20 protein-coding genes are annotated in these 22,478 nt (G+C 49.3%); 13 read left to right on the top strand and 7 right to left on the bottom strand.

Annotated elements, in window-relative coordinates; translation table 11 throughout:
* Nucleotides 1-9 precede the first annotated feature (9 nt).
* On the top strand, nucleotides 10-1,353 hold the full coding sequence (mtaB, locus tag GJJ30_RS15070) for a tRNA (N(6)-L-threonylcarbamoyladenosine(37)-C(2))-methylthiotransferase MtaB (protein ID WP_154176001.1): 1,344 nt from the start codon (nucleotides 10-12) through the stop codon (nucleotides 1,351-1,353).
* 291 nt (nucleotides 1,354-1,644) lie between these two features.
* Here the strand turns inward: mtaB and GJJ30_RS15065 are convergent, their stop codons facing one another.
* The 3 genes from GJJ30_RS15065 to GJJ30_RS15055 all read right to left on the bottom strand — a co-directional run bounded on the left by GJJ30_RS15065 (nucleotide 1,645) and on the right by GJJ30_RS15055 (nucleotide 4,965).
* The gene (locus tag GJJ30_RS15065) at nucleotides 1,645-2,976 is read right to left on the bottom strand and encodes an ammonium transporter (RefSeq protein WP_154176000.1); all 1,332 of its coding nucleotides are present in this window, start codon (nucleotides 2,974-2,976) and stop codon (nucleotides 1,645-1,647) included.
* Between the two features lie 70 nt (nucleotides 2,977-3,046).
* A complete protein-coding gene (locus GJJ30_RS15060; RefSeq protein WP_154175999.1) occupies nucleotides 3,047-4,264 on the bottom strand; it encodes a porin in 1,218 nt (405 codons plus the stop codon).
* Between the two features lie 347 nt (nucleotides 4,265-4,611).
* Nucleotides 4,612-4,965: a 4Fe-4S dicluster domain-containing protein gene (locus GJJ30_RS15055; RefSeq protein ID WP_154175998.1), complete on the bottom strand. Its 354-nt coding sequence runs from the start codon at nucleotides 4,963-4,965 to the stop codon at nucleotides 4,612-4,614.
* A 187-nt stretch (nucleotides 4,966-5,152) separates the two neighbouring features.
* Here GJJ30_RS15055 and GJJ30_RS15050 point away from each other — a divergent pair, with 187 nt between their 5' ends.
* On the top strand, nucleotides 5,153-6,172 hold the full coding sequence (locus GJJ30_RS15050) for an acyl-CoA reductase (RefSeq protein ID WP_154175997.1): 1,020 nt from the start codon (nucleotides 5,153-5,155) through the stop codon (nucleotides 6,170-6,172).
* Nucleotides 6,173-6,253: 81 nt separating this feature from the next.
* On the opposite strand, the gene GJJ30_RS15045 is transcribed toward GJJ30_RS15050, so the two are convergent.
* Complete coding sequence (locus tag GJJ30_RS15045; RefSeq protein ID WP_154175996.1) at nucleotides 6,254-6,982, bottom strand: hypothetical protein; 729 nt, start codon at nucleotides 6,980-6,982, stop codon at nucleotides 6,254-6,256.
* A gap of 125 nt (nucleotides 6,983-7,107) precedes the next feature.
* On the opposite strand from GJJ30_RS15045, the gene GJJ30_RS15040 reads away from it, so the two are divergent.
* From GJJ30_RS15040 to GJJ30_RS15020, 5 genes are all read left to right on the top strand, one after another.
* Nucleotides 7,108-7,689 (top strand): RNA polymerase sigma factor, encoded by a 582-nt coding sequence (locus GJJ30_RS15040; protein ID WP_154175995.1) that lies wholly within the window; start codon nucleotides 7,108-7,110, stop codon nucleotides 7,687-7,689.
* Complete coding sequence (locus tag GJJ30_RS15035; protein ID WP_154175994.1) at nucleotides 7,686-8,411, top strand: hypothetical protein; 726 nt, start codon at nucleotides 7,686-7,688, stop codon at nucleotides 8,409-8,411. The genes GJJ30_RS15040 and GJJ30_RS15035 overlap by 4 nt, the downstream gene beginning before the upstream one ends.
* Before the next feature lie 290 nt (nucleotides 8,412-8,701).
* A complete protein-coding gene (locus tag GJJ30_RS15030; RefSeq protein ID WP_154175993.1) occupies nucleotides 8,702-9,409 on the top strand; it encodes a tetratricopeptide repeat protein in 708 nt (235 codons plus the stop codon).
* A 76-nt stretch (nucleotides 9,410-9,485) separates the two neighbouring features.
* Nucleotides 9,486-10,997: a S8 family serine peptidase gene (locus tag GJJ30_RS15025; RefSeq protein ID WP_154175992.1), complete on the top strand. Its 1,512-nt coding sequence runs from the start codon at nucleotides 9,486-9,488 to the stop codon at nucleotides 10,995-10,997.
* Nucleotides 10,998-11,009: 12 nt separating this feature from the next.
* Nucleotides 11,010-13,823: a CHAT domain-containing protein gene (locus GJJ30_RS15020; RefSeq protein ID WP_154175991.1), complete on the top strand. Its 2,814-nt coding sequence runs from the start codon at nucleotides 11,010-11,012 to the stop codon at nucleotides 13,821-13,823.
* On the opposite strand, the gene GJJ30_RS15015 is transcribed toward GJJ30_RS15020, so the two are convergent.
* Together GJJ30_RS15015 and GJJ30_RS15010 are read right to left on the bottom strand one after the other, a co-directional pair.
* The gene (locus GJJ30_RS15015) at nucleotides 13,817-14,611 is read right to left on the bottom strand and encodes a glycoside hydrolase family 16 protein (protein WP_154175990.1); all 795 of its coding nucleotides are present in this window, start codon (nucleotides 14,609-14,611) and stop codon (nucleotides 13,817-13,819) included. The genes GJJ30_RS15020 and GJJ30_RS15015 overlap by 7 nt on opposite strands.
* A 95-nt stretch (nucleotides 14,612-14,706) precedes the next feature.
* Nucleotides 14,707-15,546 (bottom strand): alpha/beta hydrolase, encoded by an 840-nt coding sequence (locus tag GJJ30_RS15010; RefSeq protein WP_154175989.1) that lies wholly within the window; start codon nucleotides 15,544-15,546, stop codon nucleotides 14,707-14,709.
* Nucleotides 15,547-15,702: 156 nt separating this feature from the next.
* Between GJJ30_RS15010 and GJJ30_RS15005 the strand changes: the two genes are divergently transcribed.
* From GJJ30_RS15005 to GJJ30_RS14980, 6 genes are all read left to right on the top strand, one after another.
* Nucleotides 15,703-16,407 carry an esterase family protein gene (locus tag GJJ30_RS15005; RefSeq protein WP_154175988.1) on the top strand — a complete coding sequence of 235 codons (705 nt, stop codon included), beginning with the start codon at nucleotides 15,703-15,705 and terminating at the stop codon, nucleotides 16,405-16,407.
* Between the two features lie 249 nt (nucleotides 16,408-16,656).
* On the top strand, nucleotides 16,657-17,136 hold the full coding sequence (locus tag GJJ30_RS15000) for a DinB family protein (RefSeq protein ID WP_154175987.1): 480 nt from the start codon (nucleotides 16,657-16,659) through the stop codon (nucleotides 17,134-17,136).
* 40 nt (nucleotides 17,137-17,176) lie between these two features.
* Nucleotides 17,177-18,241 (top strand): ATP-grasp domain-containing protein, encoded by a 1,065-nt coding sequence (locus GJJ30_RS14995; protein WP_154175986.1) that lies wholly within the window; start codon nucleotides 17,177-17,179, stop codon nucleotides 18,239-18,241.
* A 32-nt stretch (nucleotides 18,242-18,273) separates the two neighbouring features.
* On the top strand, nucleotides 18,274-19,374 hold the full coding sequence (locus GJJ30_RS14990; protein WP_154175985.1) for a carboxylate-amine ligase: 1,101 nt from the start codon (nucleotides 18,274-18,276) through the stop codon (nucleotides 19,372-19,374).
* Between the two features lie 102 nt (nucleotides 19,375-19,476).
* Complete coding sequence (locus GJJ30_RS14985; RefSeq protein ID WP_154175984.1) at nucleotides 19,477-20,274, top strand: type 1 glutamine amidotransferase; 798 nt, start codon at nucleotides 19,477-19,479, stop codon at nucleotides 20,272-20,274.
* Nucleotides 20,275-20,298: 24 nt separating this feature from the next.
* Nucleotides 20,299-21,495 carry a hypothetical protein gene (locus GJJ30_RS14980; protein WP_154175983.1) on the top strand — a complete coding sequence of 399 codons (1,197 nt, stop codon included), beginning with the start codon at nucleotides 20,299-20,301 and terminating at the stop codon, nucleotides 21,493-21,495.
* 73 nt (nucleotides 21,496-21,568) lie between these two features.
* Here the strand turns inward: GJJ30_RS14980 and GJJ30_RS14975 are convergent, their stop codons facing one another.
* Entirely contained in the window at nucleotides 21,569-22,468 is a 900-nt protein-coding gene (locus GJJ30_RS14975) for a hypothetical protein (RefSeq protein ID WP_154175982.1), read from the bottom strand.
* Nucleotides 22,469-22,478 lie beyond the last annotated feature (10 nt).

The following is a 22,478-nucleotide window of genomic DNA, read 5'->3' as shown; positions in this document are numbered from 1 at the left end:
TTTGCACCAATGAAAAAAATTGCCTTTTATACACTCGGTTGTAAACTGAACTTCTCCGAAACCTCGACGCTGGCCCGCATGCTGGAACAGCAGGGGTACGAGCGGGTGGAGTTCAATCAAAAACCGGATATTTTCATCATCAACACGTGCTCGGTGACGGATAACGCGGATAAAAAATGCCGGAAAATTGTCCGTGAAGCCCAACACATTAACCCTGACGGGTACGTCGCTATTGTCGGCTGCTACGCCCAGTTGAAACCGGAAGAAATCGCGACCATTCCCGGCGTCGATGCGGTTTTGGGCGCGGCCGAGAAATTCCGGCTGGCCGAATTGCTGGGCGGTTTTGTCAAGGAACCGTCAGGAAAAGCTACAGTTTATCATTCCCCAATTACCGAAGCCGTTGATTATCATGCTTCCTATTCGCTCAACGACCGTACCCGAACGTTTCTGAAAGTGCAGGATGGCTGCGATTATCCCTGTGCTTACTGCACGATTCCGCTGGCTCGCGGCAACAGTCGGAGTGACAGCATCGGGAACGTGGTTCGGGCGGCTCGGGAAATTGCGGCCCGAAATGTGAAAGAAATTGTTTTAACCGGCGTCAATATCGGCGATTTTGGGTTGCAGTCTAAAACCGGTCAGGGTAGTCAGCGGAGAGAAACATTTCTGCAACTGATCCAGGCGCTGGACGAGGTGGACGGTATCGAACGGTTTCGGATCTCGTCGATCGAGCCGAATTTACTGACCGACGAAATCATTGCATTCGTCGCACAGTCCAACCGGTTTGTCCCCCATTTTCACATTCCGCTCCAATCGGGTTCCAATTCGGTGCTGGGTTTGATGCGCCGACGCTACAAACGCGAACTTTATGCGGAACGGGTGGCAAAGATCAAGGAATTGATGCCGCAGGCCTGCATTGGTGTCGATGTAATCGTTGGTCATCCGGGCGAAACCGAGGAAGCTTTTCGGGAAACATACCAGTTCATAACGGAGCTTCCGGTATCGTATCTGCACGTTTTCACCTACTCCGAGCGGCCTAACACGCTGGCTCTGACCATTAAACCGGTGGTTCAACCGTCTCAACGGGCTGAACGTTCAAAGATGCTGCACATTCTATCGGACAAAAAAAGGCGGTTTTTCTACGAGCAACAAGTCGGTCGCGAAGCCACCGTATTGTTTGAGGAAGACGTCGAGAACGGCCAGATGTTGGGCTTCACCGAAAACTACGTTCGGGTTACGGCCACTTACGACCCTCTGCTGATCAACGAAACCAAACGGGTTCTGCTCACCGGTTTAAATTCTGCCGGAATCATGGAAGTCACCGATTGTGTGAGCGCTGAATCGCTTGTGCACTGAGTGTAAAACCCTGTCAGCGCCGGGCCGTCGCTACGGTCGCAGACCCTGACAGTGGTTTCAATTTGCCTCATGTTGCCACCTTTCCATACTATCCTGATTCTATTTCCTGCACCAGTTGCTAACGGCTTGTGACTGCTTCTCTGGAAATAGCCGAATTTCAAGCCGCTGGCAGGGTCTCCGACCGCTGTCAGGGCTTAGCAAAAAAAGAAGGTATCCGTCAAAGACAGATACCTTCATCGAGTACAACAAAACCACAGGCAACCCCTGTGGCTCTGTCATAATATTTTTGAATTAAGCAGCGTCTACCAGGAATTCGTCGTGCTGGCTTACATCCAGACCAACTTTTTCGTCTTCTTCGCTCACACGCAGAGGCAGAATGGCGTTGGTGACGATCAACAGCAGGTACGATGCACCGAAGGCAAAAACCGATACAATGACCAGGGCCATCAGGTGGATGAAGAACAGTTTGGTGTCACCGAAAGCCAGACCTTCGTCAACAACGGCCGAGTTGATGCCTTTCGAAGCGAAAATTCCAGTCATCAACATACCGACCATACCGCCTACGCCGTGGCAAGGAAACACATCCAGCGTATCATCCAGCGTTGATTTTGCCCGCAGGTGAGCAACCGTGTTGCTGATGATACCCGCCACTGAACCAATAAAGATCGAAGTTGGAATGGTAACAAAACCGGCAGCTGGAGTAATAGCAACCAGGCCCACAACTGCACCAATCGCGAAACCCAATGCCGAAACTTTCTTGCCTTTTGAAGCGTCGAACAGCACCCAGCCCAAACCAGCCGCAGCAGCCGCCGTGTTCGTGGTGGCGAAAGCCGAAGCAGCCAATGGCGTTGCGCCAACCGCTGAACCAGCGTTAAAACCGAACCATCCGAACCACAGTAAACCCGTACCCAGCAGAACGAAAGGAATGTTGGCCGGTGGGAAATAGCTCGACTCTACCTGCGATTTCCGGCGTTTCAGGTATAATGCTCCTGCCAGAGCAGCCCAGCCGGCAGACATGTGAACAACCGTACCTCCCGCAAAGTCAAGGACACCTAATTTAAACAGATAACCATCCGGGTGCCAGGTCATGTGTGCCAGCGGAGTGTAAACGAACAGGCTGAATAGCACCATGAACAGAACGTACGATTTGAAATTAATCCGTTCGGCCATTGAACCGGTAACCAGTGCCGGAGTAATCATGGCGAATTTCAACTGGAAGAAAGCGAAAACAACCAGCGGAACGGTAGCGGCCAGCGGCCAGGGCTTGCCATCCAGCACGCCATTGAACATGAAAAAGGTGGTCGGGTTACCGATAAAACCGCCGATGCTTTCGCCGAAAGCGAGGCTGAAACCAACAACAACCCACAGGATACTGATTACCCCCATCGCAATGAAACTTTGCAGCATCGTTGAGATGACGTTCTTGTTGTTCACCATACCGCCGTAGAAATAAGCCAGACCGGGGGTCATTAACAAGACAAGGGCAGCGGAGACCAGCATCCAGGCGGTGTCGCCCGAATTAATTCCTTCCGTAACAATGGTTTTGGGAACGGAGGGAAAAACGACTCCCAATACACTGACAAGCAGCAATAGGATTAGCGGTAAGTACGATTTTTTTTGCATGATACCAAAAACGGTTTAGTTGTACATTAGGATTGGAAAGGTCAGAAAAGGACCAGTGTGGGGTTGCGTATTAGAACTTGTAAATAAATGCGAGACCAAGAGTTGACTGCGACGATTTGGTAAACTTGCCATCGCTATCCTCAAATTGCTGTGATTCAGCGGTGTTGCTACCAGCCGGTTTGGCGTAGCTATCAATCCGGAATTCCGGTTTGATGATCAGGTTGCCATCGGCAGCCGTAATGTTACCCGTCAGAGTAATCGAGTTGACACTCGTTCCCTGTCCGAGGAAGTTGCGCAAACCACGGGCACCATCTTTATTGTCGAAATATTCGTAGCGGGCACCCAGGCCAAATTTACCGGTAAAGGCGTAGTTGGTATAAACCGCTACTCCACTCCATTTGGAAGTTCCGGCTTTAACCGGGGCATAGCCCTGAAAATCTTCTTTTTGTGACCCAACGGCGGCATTCAGTCCCAGATAGAATTTCTCGGTAATCTGGTAGGTGGTCGTTAAATCGAACACCGAATACATTCCTTTTACGGCTTTACCGGTAGAATCCGGATTGGCTTCGTTACTCACAATACCGTTCAGGTAAACGTTCCAGCCGGATACGGGAGAAAAGAAGAACTGACCAATAATGCCTTTCGCCTTGTTATTGTCTCTCCAGTTGTCGACGTTGTTAACGATACCCAGCATCAATGAAGCCTTGTCGCTGAACGCGTAAGTACCCTTGATACCCGTGTGGTAGAATGGGCCGTTATTGAAGAGGTTCGAAAGGGAATAGTTGTAGTTGACCGGCGCATCGATGACTTCATACCCGATGTGGGTACCAAACTGGCCCACCATGATCGAGAATTTGTCGGAAGTCTTCCAGTTAATATAAGCTTGTTTAATGGCCAGGGTCGTTGTTCCCTGTCCCAGGGGGCCGATTACATTCCCGTAGTTACCCAGGTCGGCATTTGGACCAAAGGTCAGGTCCAGCATCATGTCAACTTTGTCGGTACTGTACCCAATTTTAGTTTGAACTAACCCTAAAGAAATTTGTCCGGCACGTTGATCGAATACCCGGGCAGTTCCTGCAGCACCCAAATTACTACGTGATCGTGGATTATTGAGATTTCCGCTATAATATGAATCAATGTACCCTGAAAAAGAGAATTTACCTTTGTTTTCGGCTCCCGTCTCCGTGGCGGCTACCTCCTGCGGCTTGGATGTAGTCGATGTGCTGTCCTGAGCTTTGGACAATAAGATGGAAAACGAACAACATACCAGTAAAACAGTTTTTTTCATAATTTCCTTTGGTTTGTTCGAGGATCTACTGAATAATAAATTTGACTCACAAATATTATTAGTGAATATCTTAAATGCAAATATTTAGTGAAATTTAATATAGTTTTCCCCAAAAACACCTAAAAACTTTCGATTATGACTATAATTCAAACCTATTTTTCATGAAATACTGAGTATTTTACGAAAACAGCATATTTTGTAATACAAGCCTATTTTGAAATATTATACAACTATCAATTTATTCATTCATTCAATTAATTATAAGAATATTACAATTTTGAATAGTTGAAACAAAAAAAATCCCGAATCGTCGATCCGGGATTTTTTTGATGTATTGAGTAAGTCAATCAGACAGCCTCGGCATGAAGCCAGGCCTTTTTTGCCAGTAGGGTTTCTTCTTCTTCCACATTATCCGGGTCGGGAATACAACAGTCGACCGGACAAACGGCTGCACATTGCGGTTCCTCATGGAATCCCACACATTCCGTACATTTATCAGAAACGATGTAATAAAATTCGTCGGACACCGGGGTTTGCGGATCTTTCCCGTTGACTACCGTACCATCACCAAAATCGACAACATCCAACTCAGTTCCTCCGCTCCAGGTCCATTCGACACCGCCTTCGTAGATAGCGGTATTGGGACATTCCGGTTCGCAGGCACCACAATTGATGCACTCATCCGTGATCATGATTGCCATTTGCAGGTAGAAATTTAATGATTCGTAATGCGCTCAATTCTTCGAAAAGAAATAGCTGAACAATACGAAGCTGTTGCTTGATAGACTAAAACGATAATTGATCAACAAATATAATTATTTAAAGGTTGGGACCAAACTATAATTTATTTTTACCGGTTGATTACCGTATATAGTCGCCATGATAAGAATGAATTTAAACGATCGAATTACCACGTTTGTCCGGTTGGGTCAATTCTTGAAAGACCCCGAAAATGCGCCTGAATTGCAGGAAATCGCCGAAAAAGCGTATTACTCCAACCATTGGTTCACGACCGAAAACTGCGCAAAAGCCATTCAGGCGATTGCGGATGAATACCTGAATGAAGAAAAGTTATCGGCATGGATAAAAGGTTATAACGTTTCCGCCAAAGAGGTTAAAAATGTGGGAGTTGTCATGGCTGGCAATATTCCGGCGGTCGGTTTTCACGATTTATTGTGTGTTCTGCTGAGCGGGCATCGGCTTCTGGCGAAACTAAGTACACCTGATTTTGTACTAATCAATTATTTTATAAAAAAAATCATTGAAATCAATCCCAATTTTGCCGAACGAATCCAGATTAGTGAGCGTCTGAACCAGGCCGATGCGTACATTGCCACCGGAAGCAGCAATTCGGCGCGCTATTTTGAATATTACTTCTCCAAAAAACCGCACATTATCCGAAAAAACCGCTCTTCGGTTGCCATTCTGACCAATCGGGAATCGGAAGTCGATTTCGAAGCTTTAGGACACGATGTGCTCGATTATTTCGGGCTGGGCTGCCGCAATGTCTCGACCGTTTTTGTGCCCGAACATTACGATTTTGTTCCATTTCTAAAAGCACTTGAACCACTGGCCTTTAAATTTACCAGCCACCACAAGTTCAACAACAATTACGATTACAACAAGTCGATCAATCTGATTAACGCCGTTCCGCATTTCGACAACGGTTTTTTGCTGGTGCTCGAAAACGAGGGACTGGTCTCTCCCATCTCTACGCTTTACTTTCAGACGTATTCCGATCTGAGTCAACTCGAAGAAAAACTCGAAGTCCTTTCGGCCCGAATTCAATGCGTCGCTTCAAAGGACGGTTTTTATCCGGGCAGTGTTCCTCTGGGCAATACGCAGCGCCCCGGCCTTGGCGATTACGCCGATGGTGTTGATACAATGGCGTTTCTGGAAAGAATATAGGTGAAGGGAATTAATAAAGTTCCGGGAGGACATCACGACCTCCCGGAATCCTGTACTACAAACCTATAATGAATATGATCATTACTTTTGGTCAGATGCCAGCGAGTCGCCATTGGTTGCGGTCGGGGCAAGCGGTCGCATTGAAAAAAACGATTCCGAAGGTTTTCTGGACAAGGTAAGCAGGCTGTTAACGGTTGGAGCTTTATCCGGTATTCTATAAATCTTAACCCGGTAATCTCCCGAAGGCATGTAGCTCAGGTTAAAGCGATGATATTGCTGAAAATTTTTGCTGAATTCCTGACAAACCGTATTACCTTTTGCAGTTAGAATGTCAATCCGCAATCGCTCCTCGTGCGGATTGTAAATAAATAGTTTCAAAATAGCATTGTCACCGTCGGAAGTCGGTACAACCCGGGCCGAAATTCCCTCCGACGACGCCAGCCGCTCGGCATGCATCATTTTTCTGCGTGTGCGGGCAACTCTCGCATCCTCGTTATCCGTTGGCAATGCCACCGTTTTAACGTTTGAAGGCTCTTTCTTCTGCAAACTAATGCTGGTTAAGGCCGCATTGAGTCGCCGAACGTTTCGCTTCGTCAGCTTGACCAATTTGTTGGGCAGCACTTCCTGATGCATTAACTGTTGCTCCGGATTGTAATACCGAATGGCGGTGCCGCTGGTCCGGTAATCGGTTGAAACCTCCCAGTAACCGGATGGATTTGGCTTGCTGTTTTCATAGTAGGCCACGTCCTGTGCCAGAACAGAACCGGCGGGAAGCAGGCAGGCATACAAAATTCGAAAAATCGTTTTCATGGGATGGACAAAAGTTTGTTATGAACTTTTAGTCGCATACTTCCCATCAATAGGTAACATACTTTCGTAAAAATTGAAAATCACACATTTTTCGGCATATTTGATAGCATCATCGTCACCACCTTATGCGTTTTTTTGCCCGCCACCCCGCCGACTCCGACCTGATTACCGGACTGAAAGCCGACGGTTTGCCGCGCCGACAATCGGAGGATCGGTTATACCAGAAGTACCGGTACCTGATTACGGATGGCGTTCGAAAACACCGTCTTGACGAAGATGAATGCGCCAGTGCCTATTCCGATACCATTCTGACCGTTATCGAAAATGTCCGGGGAAACCGGTTTGAAGGTCATTCGGAGCTCAGCACGTATATTTACCAGATTTTCACCAACAAATGCATCGACCTGATCCGGAAGAAATCGAGTCAGCGGAGTCAGGTTCACAACGCGCTTTCGCTGGACGATTCGCTGCTGCAACTCCCCGATTCAGCCCGGTCAATTGTTCAGCAACTGATTGCCCAAAGTGATTTGGAACGCCTTCGTGGCCTGATTGCAAAACTGGGCGATAAGTGCCGGGAAATGATCCTGGCCTGGGGCGAAGGCTATTCCGACGAGGAGATTGCCCGGCAAATGAATTATAACACGGCTTCGGTTGCGAAAACGAGCCGCTTGCGGTGTTTGGAACGCTTGAGGGAATTGTATAGATGAACGAGCTGGAACGCATTGAGGATTATTTTTCCGGTCGGTTACCGGCGGAAGAGCGGGCGCGTTTTGAGACGTCCCTGCAAACGGATTCTGCCCTTGCCGAAGCCGTCGCCTTTTACCTGGCAGCGCAACAAGCCGCTCAAAGCGAAGCACGCAACCGGCGAAAAGCGGAGTTTGAAAAGCTGCGCACCGAAACGCCGGTCATTCGCCGATTGTCTGCCTTACCGGCTTTCGCGCTGGCTGCCAGCATTTTATTAATCCTTGGCTTAGGAAGTTACTGGTTATTTCAGCGACAATCGCCGTCGGCGATTCTGCTGGCGGAACAATATATTCAGGAAAATTATTCGCATGTGTCGATCACGATGGATGGCCGCAGCGACAGTCTGCAAACCGGGATCAGTTTCTACAACGCCGGAAAATTCCGCGAAGCCGGAGCGGTTTTTAACGAATTGGTACGCCATCAACCCGATAATGACCGGGCCCGGCAGTTTGCCGGACTCGTTGCGCTCCGAACCAATCAGTACGCAGCGGCCATTGATCATTTTCACCGGCTGAGCGAGCAGAGAGACCTGTTTGCCAATCCCGGCCTGTTCCTTGAAGCCCTCGCCCGATTGAAGCGGAATCAGACGGATGACAAAGCCCGGGCCGAAATCTTGCTCAAAATTGTGGTGAACCAGAATCTGGAAGGAAAAGCGCAGGCGGAAAAACTGCTGGAAGCGTTTTGAGAAAATACGGTTTTCGACGGAACTGGCGCAGGCAACAAATATTGAATAACAAATAGCGAATATTGATAACAAATATTGAATAGCGAATATTGAAAAGTGAGTAATGACGGGCCGCCCGCGTGATAACGAAAACGGATTTCCGTAAACCGAAAACCGTAATCCGATATCGTCCTCCAATTAATTTTCAGACAAACTGTTAGCTTGATTTACGAAAAAACCGACTAAAGGAGAAGCGGAGGAAATACCGCGTTTTTCAACGATTAGTCGATTTTGACTGAAAGCTTCCCGCGATGACTGACTTTGAATGGATCGATGATTACTTTGCGGGACGGTTGTCGCCGGTCGAACGGCACAATTTTGAAACCGCGCTCACCGATCATGCTTCGTTACCTGAGTCGGTTGCCTTCTATCTCCTGGCCCGCCGGATTGCCCAACAGGAATCAAACCGCATTGCCAAACCGCTTCTCATTCACCGTCCCATCTTCCGGCAGGTGGTTACGGCAGCCGCCAGCCTGGTTGCAATCCTGGGCTTTTTCTGGATGATTTGGGTTTGGAAAACACCCGTTTCACCTACCAATCTGGCCGATCAATATGTACAAAAACGGTATAGTCAATTTCCGATTTCGCTCGATAGCGCGACTGACAGTCTGAAAACCGCCTGTCATTTTTATAACCAGGGCAATTGGGAAGCCGCCGATGCGGTTTTTAAAACCATACTCCAACAACAGCCCAATCAGGCGGAAGCGCTAAAATTTGCCGGTATTGTTTCCCTCCGTCGCCGGAAATACGACCAAGCCATTGACTATTTTCACCGTCTGGGTCGGCAAACCGATCTCTATTCAAATCCCGGTGTTTTTCTGGAAGCGATCGCTAATTTGAAGCGGGGACAACCGATGGATAAAAACCGGGCCAAAAATTTGTTACACACTGTAATTCAGGACAATTTGGAAGGGAAGGACGAAGCCGAGCAGTTGATCGAACGGTTACAGCATAACTAACATGCCAATTTCATTCCCACACCTTTCCGCAGACGAGTGATTCCTTGAACGAAAACCTAATAAAAACCAATCTCTCATGCGTAACTCTCTGGTTCTCCTGACCATAGGATCCATTTTATTCGGATTTGCATCCTGTCAAAAACAAACTGCTCCCCCCAATTACGCCGTTGACCAGAACATTATTCTCTTCAGAACGGACAAACTCCGCGGGGGCTGGAGTTCAATTCCGGTTCAGAAACAATTACGAATGATCGATTCGGCAAACGCGTTGTTAAAAAAAGCCGGAAAAGACACGATGAAAATTGCCCGCTGGTGCGCCTGCGATAGCTCGCTGATTTTGCTGGAAGGCAAAGACCTGGACGATCTCAAGATCAACGGTCGGGAATTGGCCGACGGCACCCGACCCAGCGGTGGCGTTTCCGGCGATCCGCCGTACGATATTTCGTTCAATTCCGGAAATAATACGTTGATCTGGCCCCAGCTCATAGGCGAAAGCTCCCTGAACTACGTCACACAATTGCCGTACGAACCGGCTAATAAAGACGCTTTTGGACCCAATACGGGGCCATTTACTCCAACCCTTTCGCCAAACACGACCACCCCGTTTATCATCGCCATTACGGATACCGGAATCCGCCCCGGACCGTGGCTCGGCGGTTTGTTGAACTTCTTCTGGGTCAATCCAAACGAAACACCCGGCAAGGATATAGATCGCAACGGAATGAAGGGAGACATGGGTGGCTGGAATTTCATCAATAATTCACCCAATTTGTACGATTCGGTGGGTCACGGAACCCGCGTGTCGTCCCTGATCCACGAACAGTTGACCGGTTCGGAATGGGCGCAGCGAAATGTTCGTTTTATGTTCCTGAAAACGTTCAAACATAATGGGAAAGGCATTCTTTTCGATAATCTCTGCGCCATGTCGTATGCGCGGCAAAAAGGAGCCAAAATCATTAACGCCAGTTGGGGGTACTATAATCCGTCCCAATCCAAACTGCTGGCGTATTTCATCAAAGAACTCAGCAGTTCAGGAGTGCTGGTCGTTGCCGCAGCCGGAAACGCAGATTCAACGGCGGACGCCAGCGCCAAACTCTACTGGGGTGTTGCTCCAAATAACCTGCGGAACAGCGGCCTGAATCCATTCTGGCCCGCGTGTTTTAGCGGTAGTTTCAGTAATGTAATTACCGCGACAACGCTGAATGCTGAAACAAAAGTAGCGTTAAAAGATCGCAATATACCTTCGAACCAATTGATTGGGCCGTGTGGGAACCAGAATTATTCAGCCAGCTACGTAAATATTGGCGTTTTGAATAACCAACCACACACTGCCGGATCCGCCTATTCCTTTTGTCAGATTGTCGACATTCTCAACCAGGGGAAATCCACTTCCGGTTCCTCGTACGCAGCCCCGGTGGTGACCGGAAAAATTGCGGCTTATGCGGGTCCGAACTGGTCGTCGAGCAAGGATATTTTATACCAGAAATTACTGCAAACCACATCGGTTTATGGTAGTGTACTGAAAACCGACCCCAAATTTGTTCCGTTCACCACCAACGGCTTTTACGTTTTTCGAGAGGATAAATAAGATCAGGCACGCATGAAACCGACCCAGGTTGTCTATTTTAGCGTCCAGCCTGCCCATTTCGCCCGGGTAAGCTGGACGATTTGGGTTGGGATCAGTTTCTGGCTCGTAATCACGGGCGGTTTCACTCATGCTCAATGTCCTCCCCAAACCGCCATTCGCCAGGCATACGACAGCCTGATGCAGCTTCCCGCCGGGCAGCAGACTCCGGCGTTCCGTCAACTCCTCGGCGTTTGCAACCGCTGCCGTTCTAATCAGGACTCAACCTACGGCCAGATTTGGCACCGGCTGGGTGCGCTGGCTTATTTTCAGAAAGATTACAAAACCGCCCTCGTCTGCACGAAACGGGCCATAGCCATCAATGCCCAAAAACGCCCGGATGCCAGCCGATCCTTTCTGGCCAAAAGTTACTTTAATCTCGCCAAGATTTACCTCGAACTCCAGGACGAGCGGCAGGCGCGTCTGGTTTTCCAGCAATTTGTTGCGCTGGGGAGCCAATTCCCGGAGCGTTTCGAACTGGTGGCGATGGGCTACTGGAACTTGTCCACCCTGTTTTTTAAAGAGGCTGATTACCAGAAAGCGATCCGTCAGGCTGACTTGGGGGCACTCTTTTCCGAACGAATCAACCGCCCCGATCTGCTGGCGGCCAATCTGACCGAAAAAGCCAACTGCCTGAAAGAAATGGATGATTATGAGCAAGCCCTGTCGATCATGCAACGGGTCATTCAGATTTTTGAAAAAGAGTCAAAACCTACTGTCGAGCGCGCCAATGCGTTCGGGGCAAAGGCCAGCGTGCTGGTTCGATTAGGCTGGTTTCAGGATGCCTTAGCCGCGTATGATCAGGCGTATCGGATTCACCAGCAACTTGAGAACTCTTCCTACGGGCTCTCCCAGATTACTTCCAACATTGGATTTGTGTACGACAATTACCTGCACCAATACAACAAGGCCCTGGTTCAGTATCGGAAAGCATTGGCAACGATTGGAGACGACAAATACGGCCGGGTGCGGATTCTGAGCAACATTGGGGAGGTTTACTGGCGCAAAAAGCAATTCCGAAATGCCCTGAATTACTTCCAGGTCGCGCTCGACAGCCTGCATTTTGACGATCGACAAAAACCGCAGGCCCTGACCGAAGCCATTCGATCGACACCTTATAAAGAATATCTGCTGTCGATCATTCAGGATAAGGCGTACACCTGGCTCGATTACGCCCGAAATCAGCCTAATCCGTCGCGAAATTTCCTCCAAACCGCCCTCAAAAGTTTCCAGACGGCCGATCAGATTATTGACGTCATGCGATTTGAACAGGTCGGCCAGCAATCGAAATTGTACTGGCGGGAAACGACGCACAGCCTGTACGAACGCGCCATCGAAACCGCTTTTCTGTTGCAGGACAGCGAGCAGGCCTTTCATTTTTTTGAAAAAAGCCGGGCGGTTTTGTTAAGCGACAAGCTCAACGAACTGGGAGCGCGGCAGCAATTGCCCGCGCAACTGGCTCAACAGGAGCAGGAATTTCACCGCCGAATCAACAACTTACAAAACGAATTATCCGAATTGAAAACCGGTCAGCGGGCATTTGATTCCACGCGAACGGCATTGCTGACCGAGCAGGAAAAACTGGATTCGTTTCTGAAGAAACTGGAACGGGAAAATCCGACGTATTACCGCTACAAATTTGATAATACCGTTCCGTCGCTGGCTCACCTTCAAAATTGGCTGAAAGACCGGCAATCGACGCTGGTTTCGTATTTCGTTGGCGACAGCGCCCTTTACATGCTTTCCGTCGAACCAGCAGCAACCAGATTAATAAAACAGCCCATTCTCGATTACCAAAAAGCCGTGCAGGCGTTTTTGCAGCTATGTACGACGAGTCAGCAAAACCGCCAGTTCGGGCATTTTGTTGCTTTGAGTAATCTGATTTACAACCAGTTGATAAAACCGCTTTCGCTTTCCACCGAGCGGGTGATCATTTCGCCCGATTACCATTTCATTCCGTTTGAAACGCTCAGCCGGACCGCCAGTCAACCCGATTTTCTGATTAATCACCATGCGTTTAGTTACGGCTATTCGGCAACGGTTTTGTTGAAAGAAACCGCGGTCTCGTCCTCGGGCAGTTCGGAATTTCTGGGTATGGCGCCGGTCCATTTCAATCCGCAACTTCAGCAGGCAAGCCTGTTGGGTTCGGATCAGGTGGTGTCCAAAATTGGAAAGCTGTTCAGCCAGCCAACGGTTTTAACCGATCGGGCTGCGACCCGCCGGGCTTTCCAGACGCAGGCCCCCAACTTTCAGGTCGTGCAACTCTTTACCCACGCCGAAGCCGACAGCATCGGGCGCGAACCTCGTCTGTATTTTGCCGATTCCACCCTGCGGCTTTCGGAATTGAACGACGATTCGCCATACCAGACGCAGCTGATCGTCCTGTCGGCCTGTAAAACCAGCATCGGTGTCAATCAGCAGGGCGAAGGGGTTTTCAGTCTGGCGCGCGGTTTTGCGACGCTCGGAATACCAAGCGTTCTGACGACGCTCTGGAGTGTTGAGGATCAGGCCACTTACGAACTGACGGAACGGTTTTACGAACACCTGAGCCGGGGAACGCCCAAAGATCTGGCACTCCGGCACGCCAAGCTCGACTGGCTCAAAACCGCATCCCGGGCCAACCAACTCCCCTATCGCTGGGCCGGTATGATTCTGGTTGGCAACGCCGAACCGCTTTCTTCCTCCACCAAAATGCAGTGGTGGCTGGGGGGCGGTTTAGTGGTTATTCTGGCCATTATCGGCGGCAGGCAACTACGCCGTCGGAATAAGTCTGCCAAAGTAGGTCATTGAAAAACCCGCACATAATCGATTTCCATGCGTTGCGGCCAGATCGATTCATCGACGCCCTGCTGGCCACCCCAATTGCCGCCAACTGCCACATTTAGAATCAGATAGAACGGCTGGTCGAGCGGCCACTGTTCGTAACTGCTGCCGGTTTCTTTCTTGGAAATGGAATAATAAACCGCATTGTCGATCAGAAAATCAATCTTGTCGGTGGTCCAGTCGATGGAATATAGGTGAAAATCCTGCGTAACGCCCGGCACCACTTTGAAACCGCCTTTCTGGGTGTGTTTAACGTGGTTATAAGCATCGGTATGAATCGTTCCGTGAACCTGATTCTCGTTAAAACCGACATGTTCCATGATGTCAATTTCGCCATCCAGCGGCCATTTCATCGGCGTTTTGGCGCTCAGCATCCAGATCGCCGGCCAGGTTCCGCGCCCTTTTGGCAACTTCGCCCGAACGTCAATGCGGCCGTATTTCCATTCCGCCAACCCCTTGGTAATCAGTTTCGCGGACGTATAATCGCGGTTTTCGTGCTTCTCTTTCCTCGCTTCGATGATGAGCAAACCGTTCTCGACCCGGGCATTCTCAGCGCGTGGCCCCAGGTAATATTGCAGTTCGTTGTTTCCAAAACCGCTTCCGCCGACGTCGTATTTCCACTTCCTGGCGTCGGGCAAACCGGCTTTGTCAAATTCGTCGGCCCAAACCAGTTTACGTTCGGCAACCGGTTCTGGTTCGCTGATTTTACAGGCTAGGAAAACGGCCAGCGTAAGGATTGAGAATAGGACGCGCATAAAAGTGAATGAAAAATGTAAAGTGACGAATGCTAAATGTAAAAGTATAAAGTTGCCAGTCACATTTGCATTTAGCATTCGTCATTTTACATTTTTCATTCTTTTTTGCTCCCAAAGGCCCAGACCAGAAACTGCGGCATGACCGCGCTCCAGGTTTCGGGATTGTGAAAACCGCCCATCACCTCGACGTAACGAACCTCTTTTCCCCAACGAAATCCTTTGCGTTCGATTTCGGCGATCAGGTCGAGCGTGTCGTCAATGGAATCGATGACACCGTCGTGGTCGCGGTCGTCGGTTTCGTCGAGCGTCCCGGTTTGAAACCAGAACTTCGACCCGCGTGGCGGTTTTGTCTTTTGAACCTGCGCGTGTATAATTCGGTCAGTATCATCGGAATAGCCGTCGTTCAACCCGCGCTGCCGCCACCAGAACGAACCGGAGAACACCCCGGCTTTGCGAAACAGCTCCGGGTGGTTCCAGACCAGATCGAACGCCGACAAACCACCGAGCGAAAAACCGGCAAAAACCGATTGCTCCGGATCGCTCACAACCCGATAGTGTTTCTGCACGTATGGCAGCAATTCATGAATCACAAACTCGGTATACGATCCGGCTTTGGCGCCCCGGTGGAGGTAATCGGCCTGTGCGGCAACACCATATTCCTGAATCCGGTCTCCGCAATGAATGGCCACGAGCACAAACGGCCGGATGGCTTTTTGCTGGTAAAGGCAATCCAGAACCTGCGTCATGCGGAGCCGCTCCAGATCCTGACCGTCGTTGAGGTACAAAACCGGAAACCGCCCGGTAGAGGTGTCGTATTCGTTCGGAAAAATTAGATCCAGCCGTACGGACCGGTTCAGATGAATCGACACCAAACCGATATCCGTTCGAGTCGTCACACCGTCGGCAAAGGAGGAAGAAGTAATAAAAGCACTCATTAATAACCAGTTACAAACAACCCGAATCACATTCATTCGGCTAATGGAGGCAAAACAGGTGCCATAAATTGTTTCAAAATTACATACAGTTTTCTTGGAAATTCTTAAATATGGTTATCTTTCCTCCGGAATCATCAACAAAAAACACACGCTCACTTGCAGGAAGATTACAGAAAATGGTATTCGCACCACCTCGGTCGCGATATCGAAATGCTTGTTTATGGCGACTGGGGCTATCCGGTTTTGCTTTTTCCCACAACAATGGGGCGGTATTACGAAGCAAAGGATTTCAAGCTCATTGAATCCGCTCAGTGGTTTATCGACAATCGGAAAGTTAAAATTTATTGCATCGACAGCATCGACCGCGACAGCTGGTATGCCAAACACCTGCACCCGGCCACCCGCATCCAGAACCACATCTGGTACGACCGAATGGTCAACGAAGAGTTAATTCCGTGGATTCAGAAGGAATGCAATGTCGGAAAAATTGCGGTGGGCGGTTGCAGCTTCGGCGGTTTTCAAGCGCTGAATTTTGCCTTTCGGCACCCCGAAAAAGTGGCCCACCTCTGGTCGATGGGTGCCAAATTCGACATTAGATCATTTATGAGCGGCTATTACGACGACAATGTCTATTTCAACAACCCGCCCGACTATATTCCGAACGCGCACAACGACCATTTTTACCAGATGAACATCGTTCTGGGAACTTCGGAACACGATTTCTGTAAACCGGATAACTACGCCATGTCGGACATTTTCAACAGGAAAGGCATTCACCACTGGCTCGATGTCCGGCCCTGGGGATCGCATGACTGGCCTGTCTGGCGCGACATGTTCCCGCATTATTTGTCGCGGATTTGATTGACGGTTTATAGTTTACGGTTAAGAGACTATTTAAATTTTAAAATTTTTCTTATTAGCCTTGCCCCCAACCCCCTAATGGGGGCTTTAAGACGCCAATTAAAGCCCCCTTTAGGGGGTTGGGGGCGGACCTTTACGGTAGAAGATGAGATTTTTAAACCGTCTCTTAGAGCATTTAGTAAACCACGCTATTCCAACCACTAACTCACCCATCAACTATAAACGCTAAACCTTAAACTATTTGCAGGAATGAAATACGGCTACGCGGAAACGCATCGCTCCTATGGAGAATCCATTCAGCAGCTTCGGGAGTACATTGAGGAATTGCCGGGGCGAATGCGAGCTTTTTCGGACGAGGAATTAATGGAGCGGAAACCCGGCAAATGGTCACGGAAAGAGATTTTGGGGCATTTGATCGATTCGGGGCTCAATAATTTGAAGCGGTTTACGGACGCACAGTTTCTGCCGTCGCCGTTTGTCGTTCAGCGGTATGATCAGAACCAGTCGGTGGTGTTTAATCGGTATCACGAATTGCCGCTGGAACATTTACTTACGTATTGGCAGGCATTGAATCGGCAAATTGTGTATGTTACCGAACGTATTCCGGAGGAGATTTTACAAAAACCGGTCATTCCGCCCGGCGATTCGGAAACCGTTACATTAGCCTGGCTGATCGATGATTACGTCGCCCACATGGGCCATCACTTTAAACAATTCCAGTTTCAATAGCTTTATCCATTTACCTCAGATTTAGATTCTGTAAACGTATATGAAGAAAATAGGTATCCTTTTTGGCCAGGAAAATTCCTTCCCGCAGGCCTTCGTCGACCGCGTCAACAGTAAAAATGAAACCGATATTGCGGCCGAATTTGTCAGCATCGACAAAGTAGTTCAGGGCGAAGCCACCGACTACGCCGTGATCATCGACCGGATTTCGCAGGACGTTCCGTTCTACCGCGCCTACCTGAAAAATGCGGCCCTGAGCGGCACAGCCGTCGTCAATAATCCGTTCTGGTGGAGCGCCGACGAGAAGTTTTTCAACAACGCCATTGCGACCAAACTGAACGTTCCCGTCCCGAATACCGTGCTGCTGCCCTCCAAAGCCCGGCCCGACGACACCAACGAAAATTCGTTCCGGAATTTGAAAATGATGGATTGGGACTTCATTTTCAAATACATCGGTTTTCCGGCTTACATGAAACCGCATTCCGGGGGCGGCTGGAAAAGCGTATACAAGATTTACAACGCCGATGATTTGTGGGAAAAATACGCCGAAACCGGTCAGTTGGTCATGATGCTGCAGGAAGAAATCATTTTCGATGATTATTTCCGCTGTTATTGCATCGGCGGCACCGACGTTCGGATTATGCCGTACGAACCGCGTAACCCGCATCACCTGCGGTATGCCGCCGAGCCGAAAGCGACCGGCGATGCGTACAAAAAGCTGATGACGACGGTGAAAAACTACGTCATTGCCCTCAATCGGGCGTTGGGTTACGATTTCAACACGGTTGAGTTTGCCGTTCGCGACGGAATTCCCTACGCCATCGACTTCTGCAATCCGGCGCCCGATGCCGACATTAATTCGGTGGGCCAGGCTAATTTCGATTGGGTGGTGGAAGCGGCTGCCAACATGGCAATTGCCCGGGCGAAAGCGCAAAAACCGGGGGTCGACAACCTGACCTGGGGCTCCTACATTCAGAGTTCGGCACACGGCCAGCTTTTCGTGCCGGAAGCTTCAGAGGCAGAATCCACTGAAAAACCGGTCGAGAAAAAGGCAAAAAAAGAAGAGAACAAAGTCGCCAACAAGCCGAAAGCTAAGAAGGCCAAATAAAATTATCGGTTCACCCAGCCCAATCCCGTTTCATGCCAGTTTTCACTTTAGGAATCGAAGAGGAATTTCAGACGATTGACCCGGTTACACGGGAGTTGCGTTCCCACATGTCGAAAATTGTGGAGGGCGGTCAAATTCAGTTGCAGGAACGGGTGAAAGCCGAGATGCACCAGGCCGTCGTGGAAGTCGGCACCAACATTTGCACCAATATTCAGGAAGCCCGGGAGGAAGTTACCTACCTCCGGCGGATGATTTTCGATCTGGCCGAGAAGCAAAACCTGAAAATTGCGGCCGCCGGAACGCACCCCATTTCCGACTGGCAGGATCAGCTCATTACCGACAACGAGCGCTACGAACAGTTAATTGATGAGATGCGCGACGTCGCCCGCTCCAACCTGATTTTTGGGTTACACGTGCACGTCGGCATCGAAAACCGGAACGACGGGCTGCACATCATGAATGCCGTGCGGTATTTTTTACCGCATATTTACGCGCTTTCGACCAATTCGCCGTTCTGGTGCGGTCGGAATACCGGTTTTAAATCGTACCGCTCCAAGGTTTTCGACAAGTTTCCGCGTACCGGAATTCCCGATTATTTTGCGTCGGCCGCCGAATACGACGATTACATCAATCTGCTTGTTAAAACAAACTGTATCGATAATGGCAAGAAAATCTGGTGGGACATCCGCTTGCACCCTTTTTTCAACACGATTGAATTCCGAATCTGCGACGTGCCAATGCGGGTCGACGAAACCATTTGCCTGGCGGCCGTGATGCAGGCGCTGGTGGCCAAAATCCACAAACTGCACAGCCAGAACCTGAATTTCCGGCCTTACCGGCGGATTTTGATCAACGAAAATAAATGGCGGGCGGCCCGCTACGGCATCGAAGGCAAACTCATTGATTTCGGTAAACAGGAAGAGGTTCCGTATCACACGCTGGCGCAGGAATTGCTTAATTTTATCGACGATGTCGTGGATGAACTCGGCAGCCGGAAGGAAGTGGAATACATTAAAACCATTCTGGAAATGGGCACCGGAGCCGATCGGCAACTGGCGGTTTTTCGGCAAACCAATGATTTGAAGCGAGTTGTGGATTACATTGTTGAGGAAACTTCTCACGGCTTGTTGTAGTTACCATTAAATACACCATCCTCCCGAAGGAGCTTGTGCATCTAGATTGGATGCACCCTTTAGGGGGTTGGGGGCAATAAACTGTAGCTTTGAAACTTACCAATGGAATCAATGAAAGTGGCTGTTCTGGACTTATACAACAACGTCCCGAATGAAGGAATGCGCTGTATTCTGCAACTAATTCGAAATATCAGCGCGAAAGAAAAGGTTGAATTGACGCATACGGTTTTTAACGTTCGGGGAAAAAATGAGGTGCCGGGGCTGGAGTACGATATTTACATTTCGAGTGGCGGCCCCGGAAGTCCGCTACCGAGTGATGAGCCCTGGGAGGACCAGTATTTTGCGCTGATCGACCGGATTTTTCAGCACAACCGCGCGAGTAGCCAAAAAAAATATTTATTTCTGATTTGCCATTCGTTCCAACTGGTTTCGCGCCATCTCGGCATCGGGACCATCAGCAAACGAAAGTCGACATCGTTCGGCATTTTTCCAATCCATAAAACCGATGAAGGGCAATTCGATCCCTTGTTCCAGAAACTCCCAGACCCGTTTTTCGCGGTCGACTCGCGGGACTACCAACTGACCGAACCGAACTGGCAGCGGATTAGTGAACTGGATGCCAAGGTGTTGTGCCTGGAGAAAATCCGGCCCCATGTGGACTACGAACGCGCCATCATGGCGGTGCGGTTTACGGACGAAATTTTCGGTACGCAATTTCACCCGGAAGCCGACGGTGAAGGCATGTTGCGGTATTTCATGAAAGACGAAAAGAAGCAGCAAATCGTTGAAAATCACGGCGAAGCAAAATACAATGAAATGGTTGCGTCGCTGATGGACCCCCAGAAAATCGTCCTGACCGAATCGGTTTTGATTCCGGATTTTCTGCGACAAACTATCTGATTCACTTAAAACGGGAAACCGATTATGATCCCATCCATTCGTCAGGCTTACAACCAAGCATTCAGCCCGGAACAATACCGGGCTTTTTTGGATCAGATTCACCACGATTACCCAGGTCAGTTGGATTTTCGGGTAGCTGAGACCCCGGTTTTTGTCCCCATTGCTCTCAAAAACCGGATTCTGGAAGCCTGTGAATCGATCATCGATACGATCACGGAACCGAATTTTAAGGAGTTATCGGAAGCCGCCATACCGCCCGGTCAGCGGGTTCCAAATGAGAACGACCATACCTCTTTTCTGGCGATCGATTTTGCCATCTGTCGGGACGAAAACAATGAACTGACACCGCAGTTGATCGAGTTGCAGGGCTTTCCTTCCCTCTACGGCTTTCAGTCGTACGTGTCCGGTAATTTCCGAAAGTATTTTCCAATACCGGACGGTTTCAGCCACCTGTTCGACGTGGATTCGGATGAAACTTACCGGCAGCACTTACGCCGATTGATCGTCGGTACGGAACAGCCGGAACAAGTTATTCTGCTGGAAATCTATCCCGAAAAGCAGAAAACCCGCATTGATTTTGCCATCACAAACGAGATGCTGGGTATCGAAGCGGTTTGCCTTACCAAGATTCAGAAGGAAGGTCGAAAGCTGTTTTACGAGAAAGGCGGTGAACGCTACCACATCAAACGAATTTATAACCGGCTGATATTTGACGAGTTAGAAAGCATTCCCGATTTAAAAACCGCCTTTTCGTTAACCGACGATGTGGATGTCGAATGGATTGGACACCCCAACTGGTTTTTCCGCATCAGCAAGCACACGCTTCCGCTATTGAACAGTCCATATGTTCCGGAAAGTCGGTATTTGAACACGCTGGAAAGCTACCCGGACGATCTGGAAAATTACGTTCTGAAACCGCTTTTCTCGTTTGCCGGAAGTGGCGTCAAGCTTTCGGTTACTAAATCCGATCTGGATTCAATTTCTGATAAAGAGAATTATTTGCTGCAGCGAAAGGTCAAATACGAACCGGTGATTCAGGCACCGGACGGGCTGGTGAAGTGCGAAATCCGAATGTTATACATCTGGCACGAAAAAGACCCGCGCCCCACCCTGCTGACCAACCTCGCCCGTTTGAGCCGGGGCAAAATGATCGGTGTCCGGTTCAACAAAGACTTCGACTGGGTTGGCGGAACGATTTGTTTTTTTGAAGGGGATGTATGACAATTGACCATTGACGATCGACCATAGATTTCTAGCAATGGTCGATCGTCAATGGTCAATCGTCTAAACCTCCTCACTTCCCAATCCGGACCTGATAGCTTAGGTACGGGAGCGGGCTGGTGCGAATCAAACCGTTCGAACTGTAAATGGGGAGTAATAAAGCCGTGTCAAAAGCGTGACGACGGCGGTTAAACCGCAAACCGGCAGATGACAATCCTGCCAAATAGGTAAATTGCGGTTCAATCGCTTCTCCAATCAGAATATTATTCTGGTTGATGAAGGTCAGGTCGGGCGTCAGTTTTCGAACGTACCCGATGGTCATGACCCCGGACGAGGCTATTCCACGTTGAGAAAACGTAACTCCCGCTCCTACAGTGATATTGCGCTCAGCATCACCGACGGTGACAATACCCTGAGCCAGCCCCAATTTTGTTAACAGCCGTTCGTTTAGTCGAATTCCAATGTATTGAATATTCAGCGCAGCCTGCATCCGGGGGGTAACTTTAACGCCATATTTAGCCGAAAAAGTATGGAAATTACTTGGATTCAGGGTTTGAAACGTCGTTCCCATGCTGAAATTCTTGGTAAATCCAACATCGAGACGAGAGAACAAAACGTAGCTGCTTTGAAAATAAAGGCTCTTTTTCTCCGGCATGTACGCGGTTGGCATGACAAAAAGCCGGAAGGGAAAACCGTTCGGAAAGTCCGGCCCACTTCGCAAGGTACCGCCTACCAAATCGGCCCGAATGATCGAATTGACCGACAACAGCTGGTCTCCGTCCTTTTTAGTCCGAATCAGGTAGGAAGCACTATCCCGACGAACAAATTGTCCGCGGATCGTTGTACCGTTTTTGAGCAGAAAATCATACGTGCCGGGAATATGCGTCTGGCCGGGTTCGTAATACACATCCTGCGCCCAACCCTTTGAAACCAGCAAAAATCCCAGAAATACAGATAAGTAGATTAGCCTCATAGGCACAAAG

The sequence above is a fragment of the Larkinella terrae genome, assembly GCF_009668025.1.
GTDB classification, from domain to species: Bacteria; Bacteroidota; Bacteroidia; order Cytophagales; family Spirosomataceae; genus Larkinella; species Larkinella terrae.
This window is presented reverse-complemented; position numbering and strand designations above follow the sequence as displayed.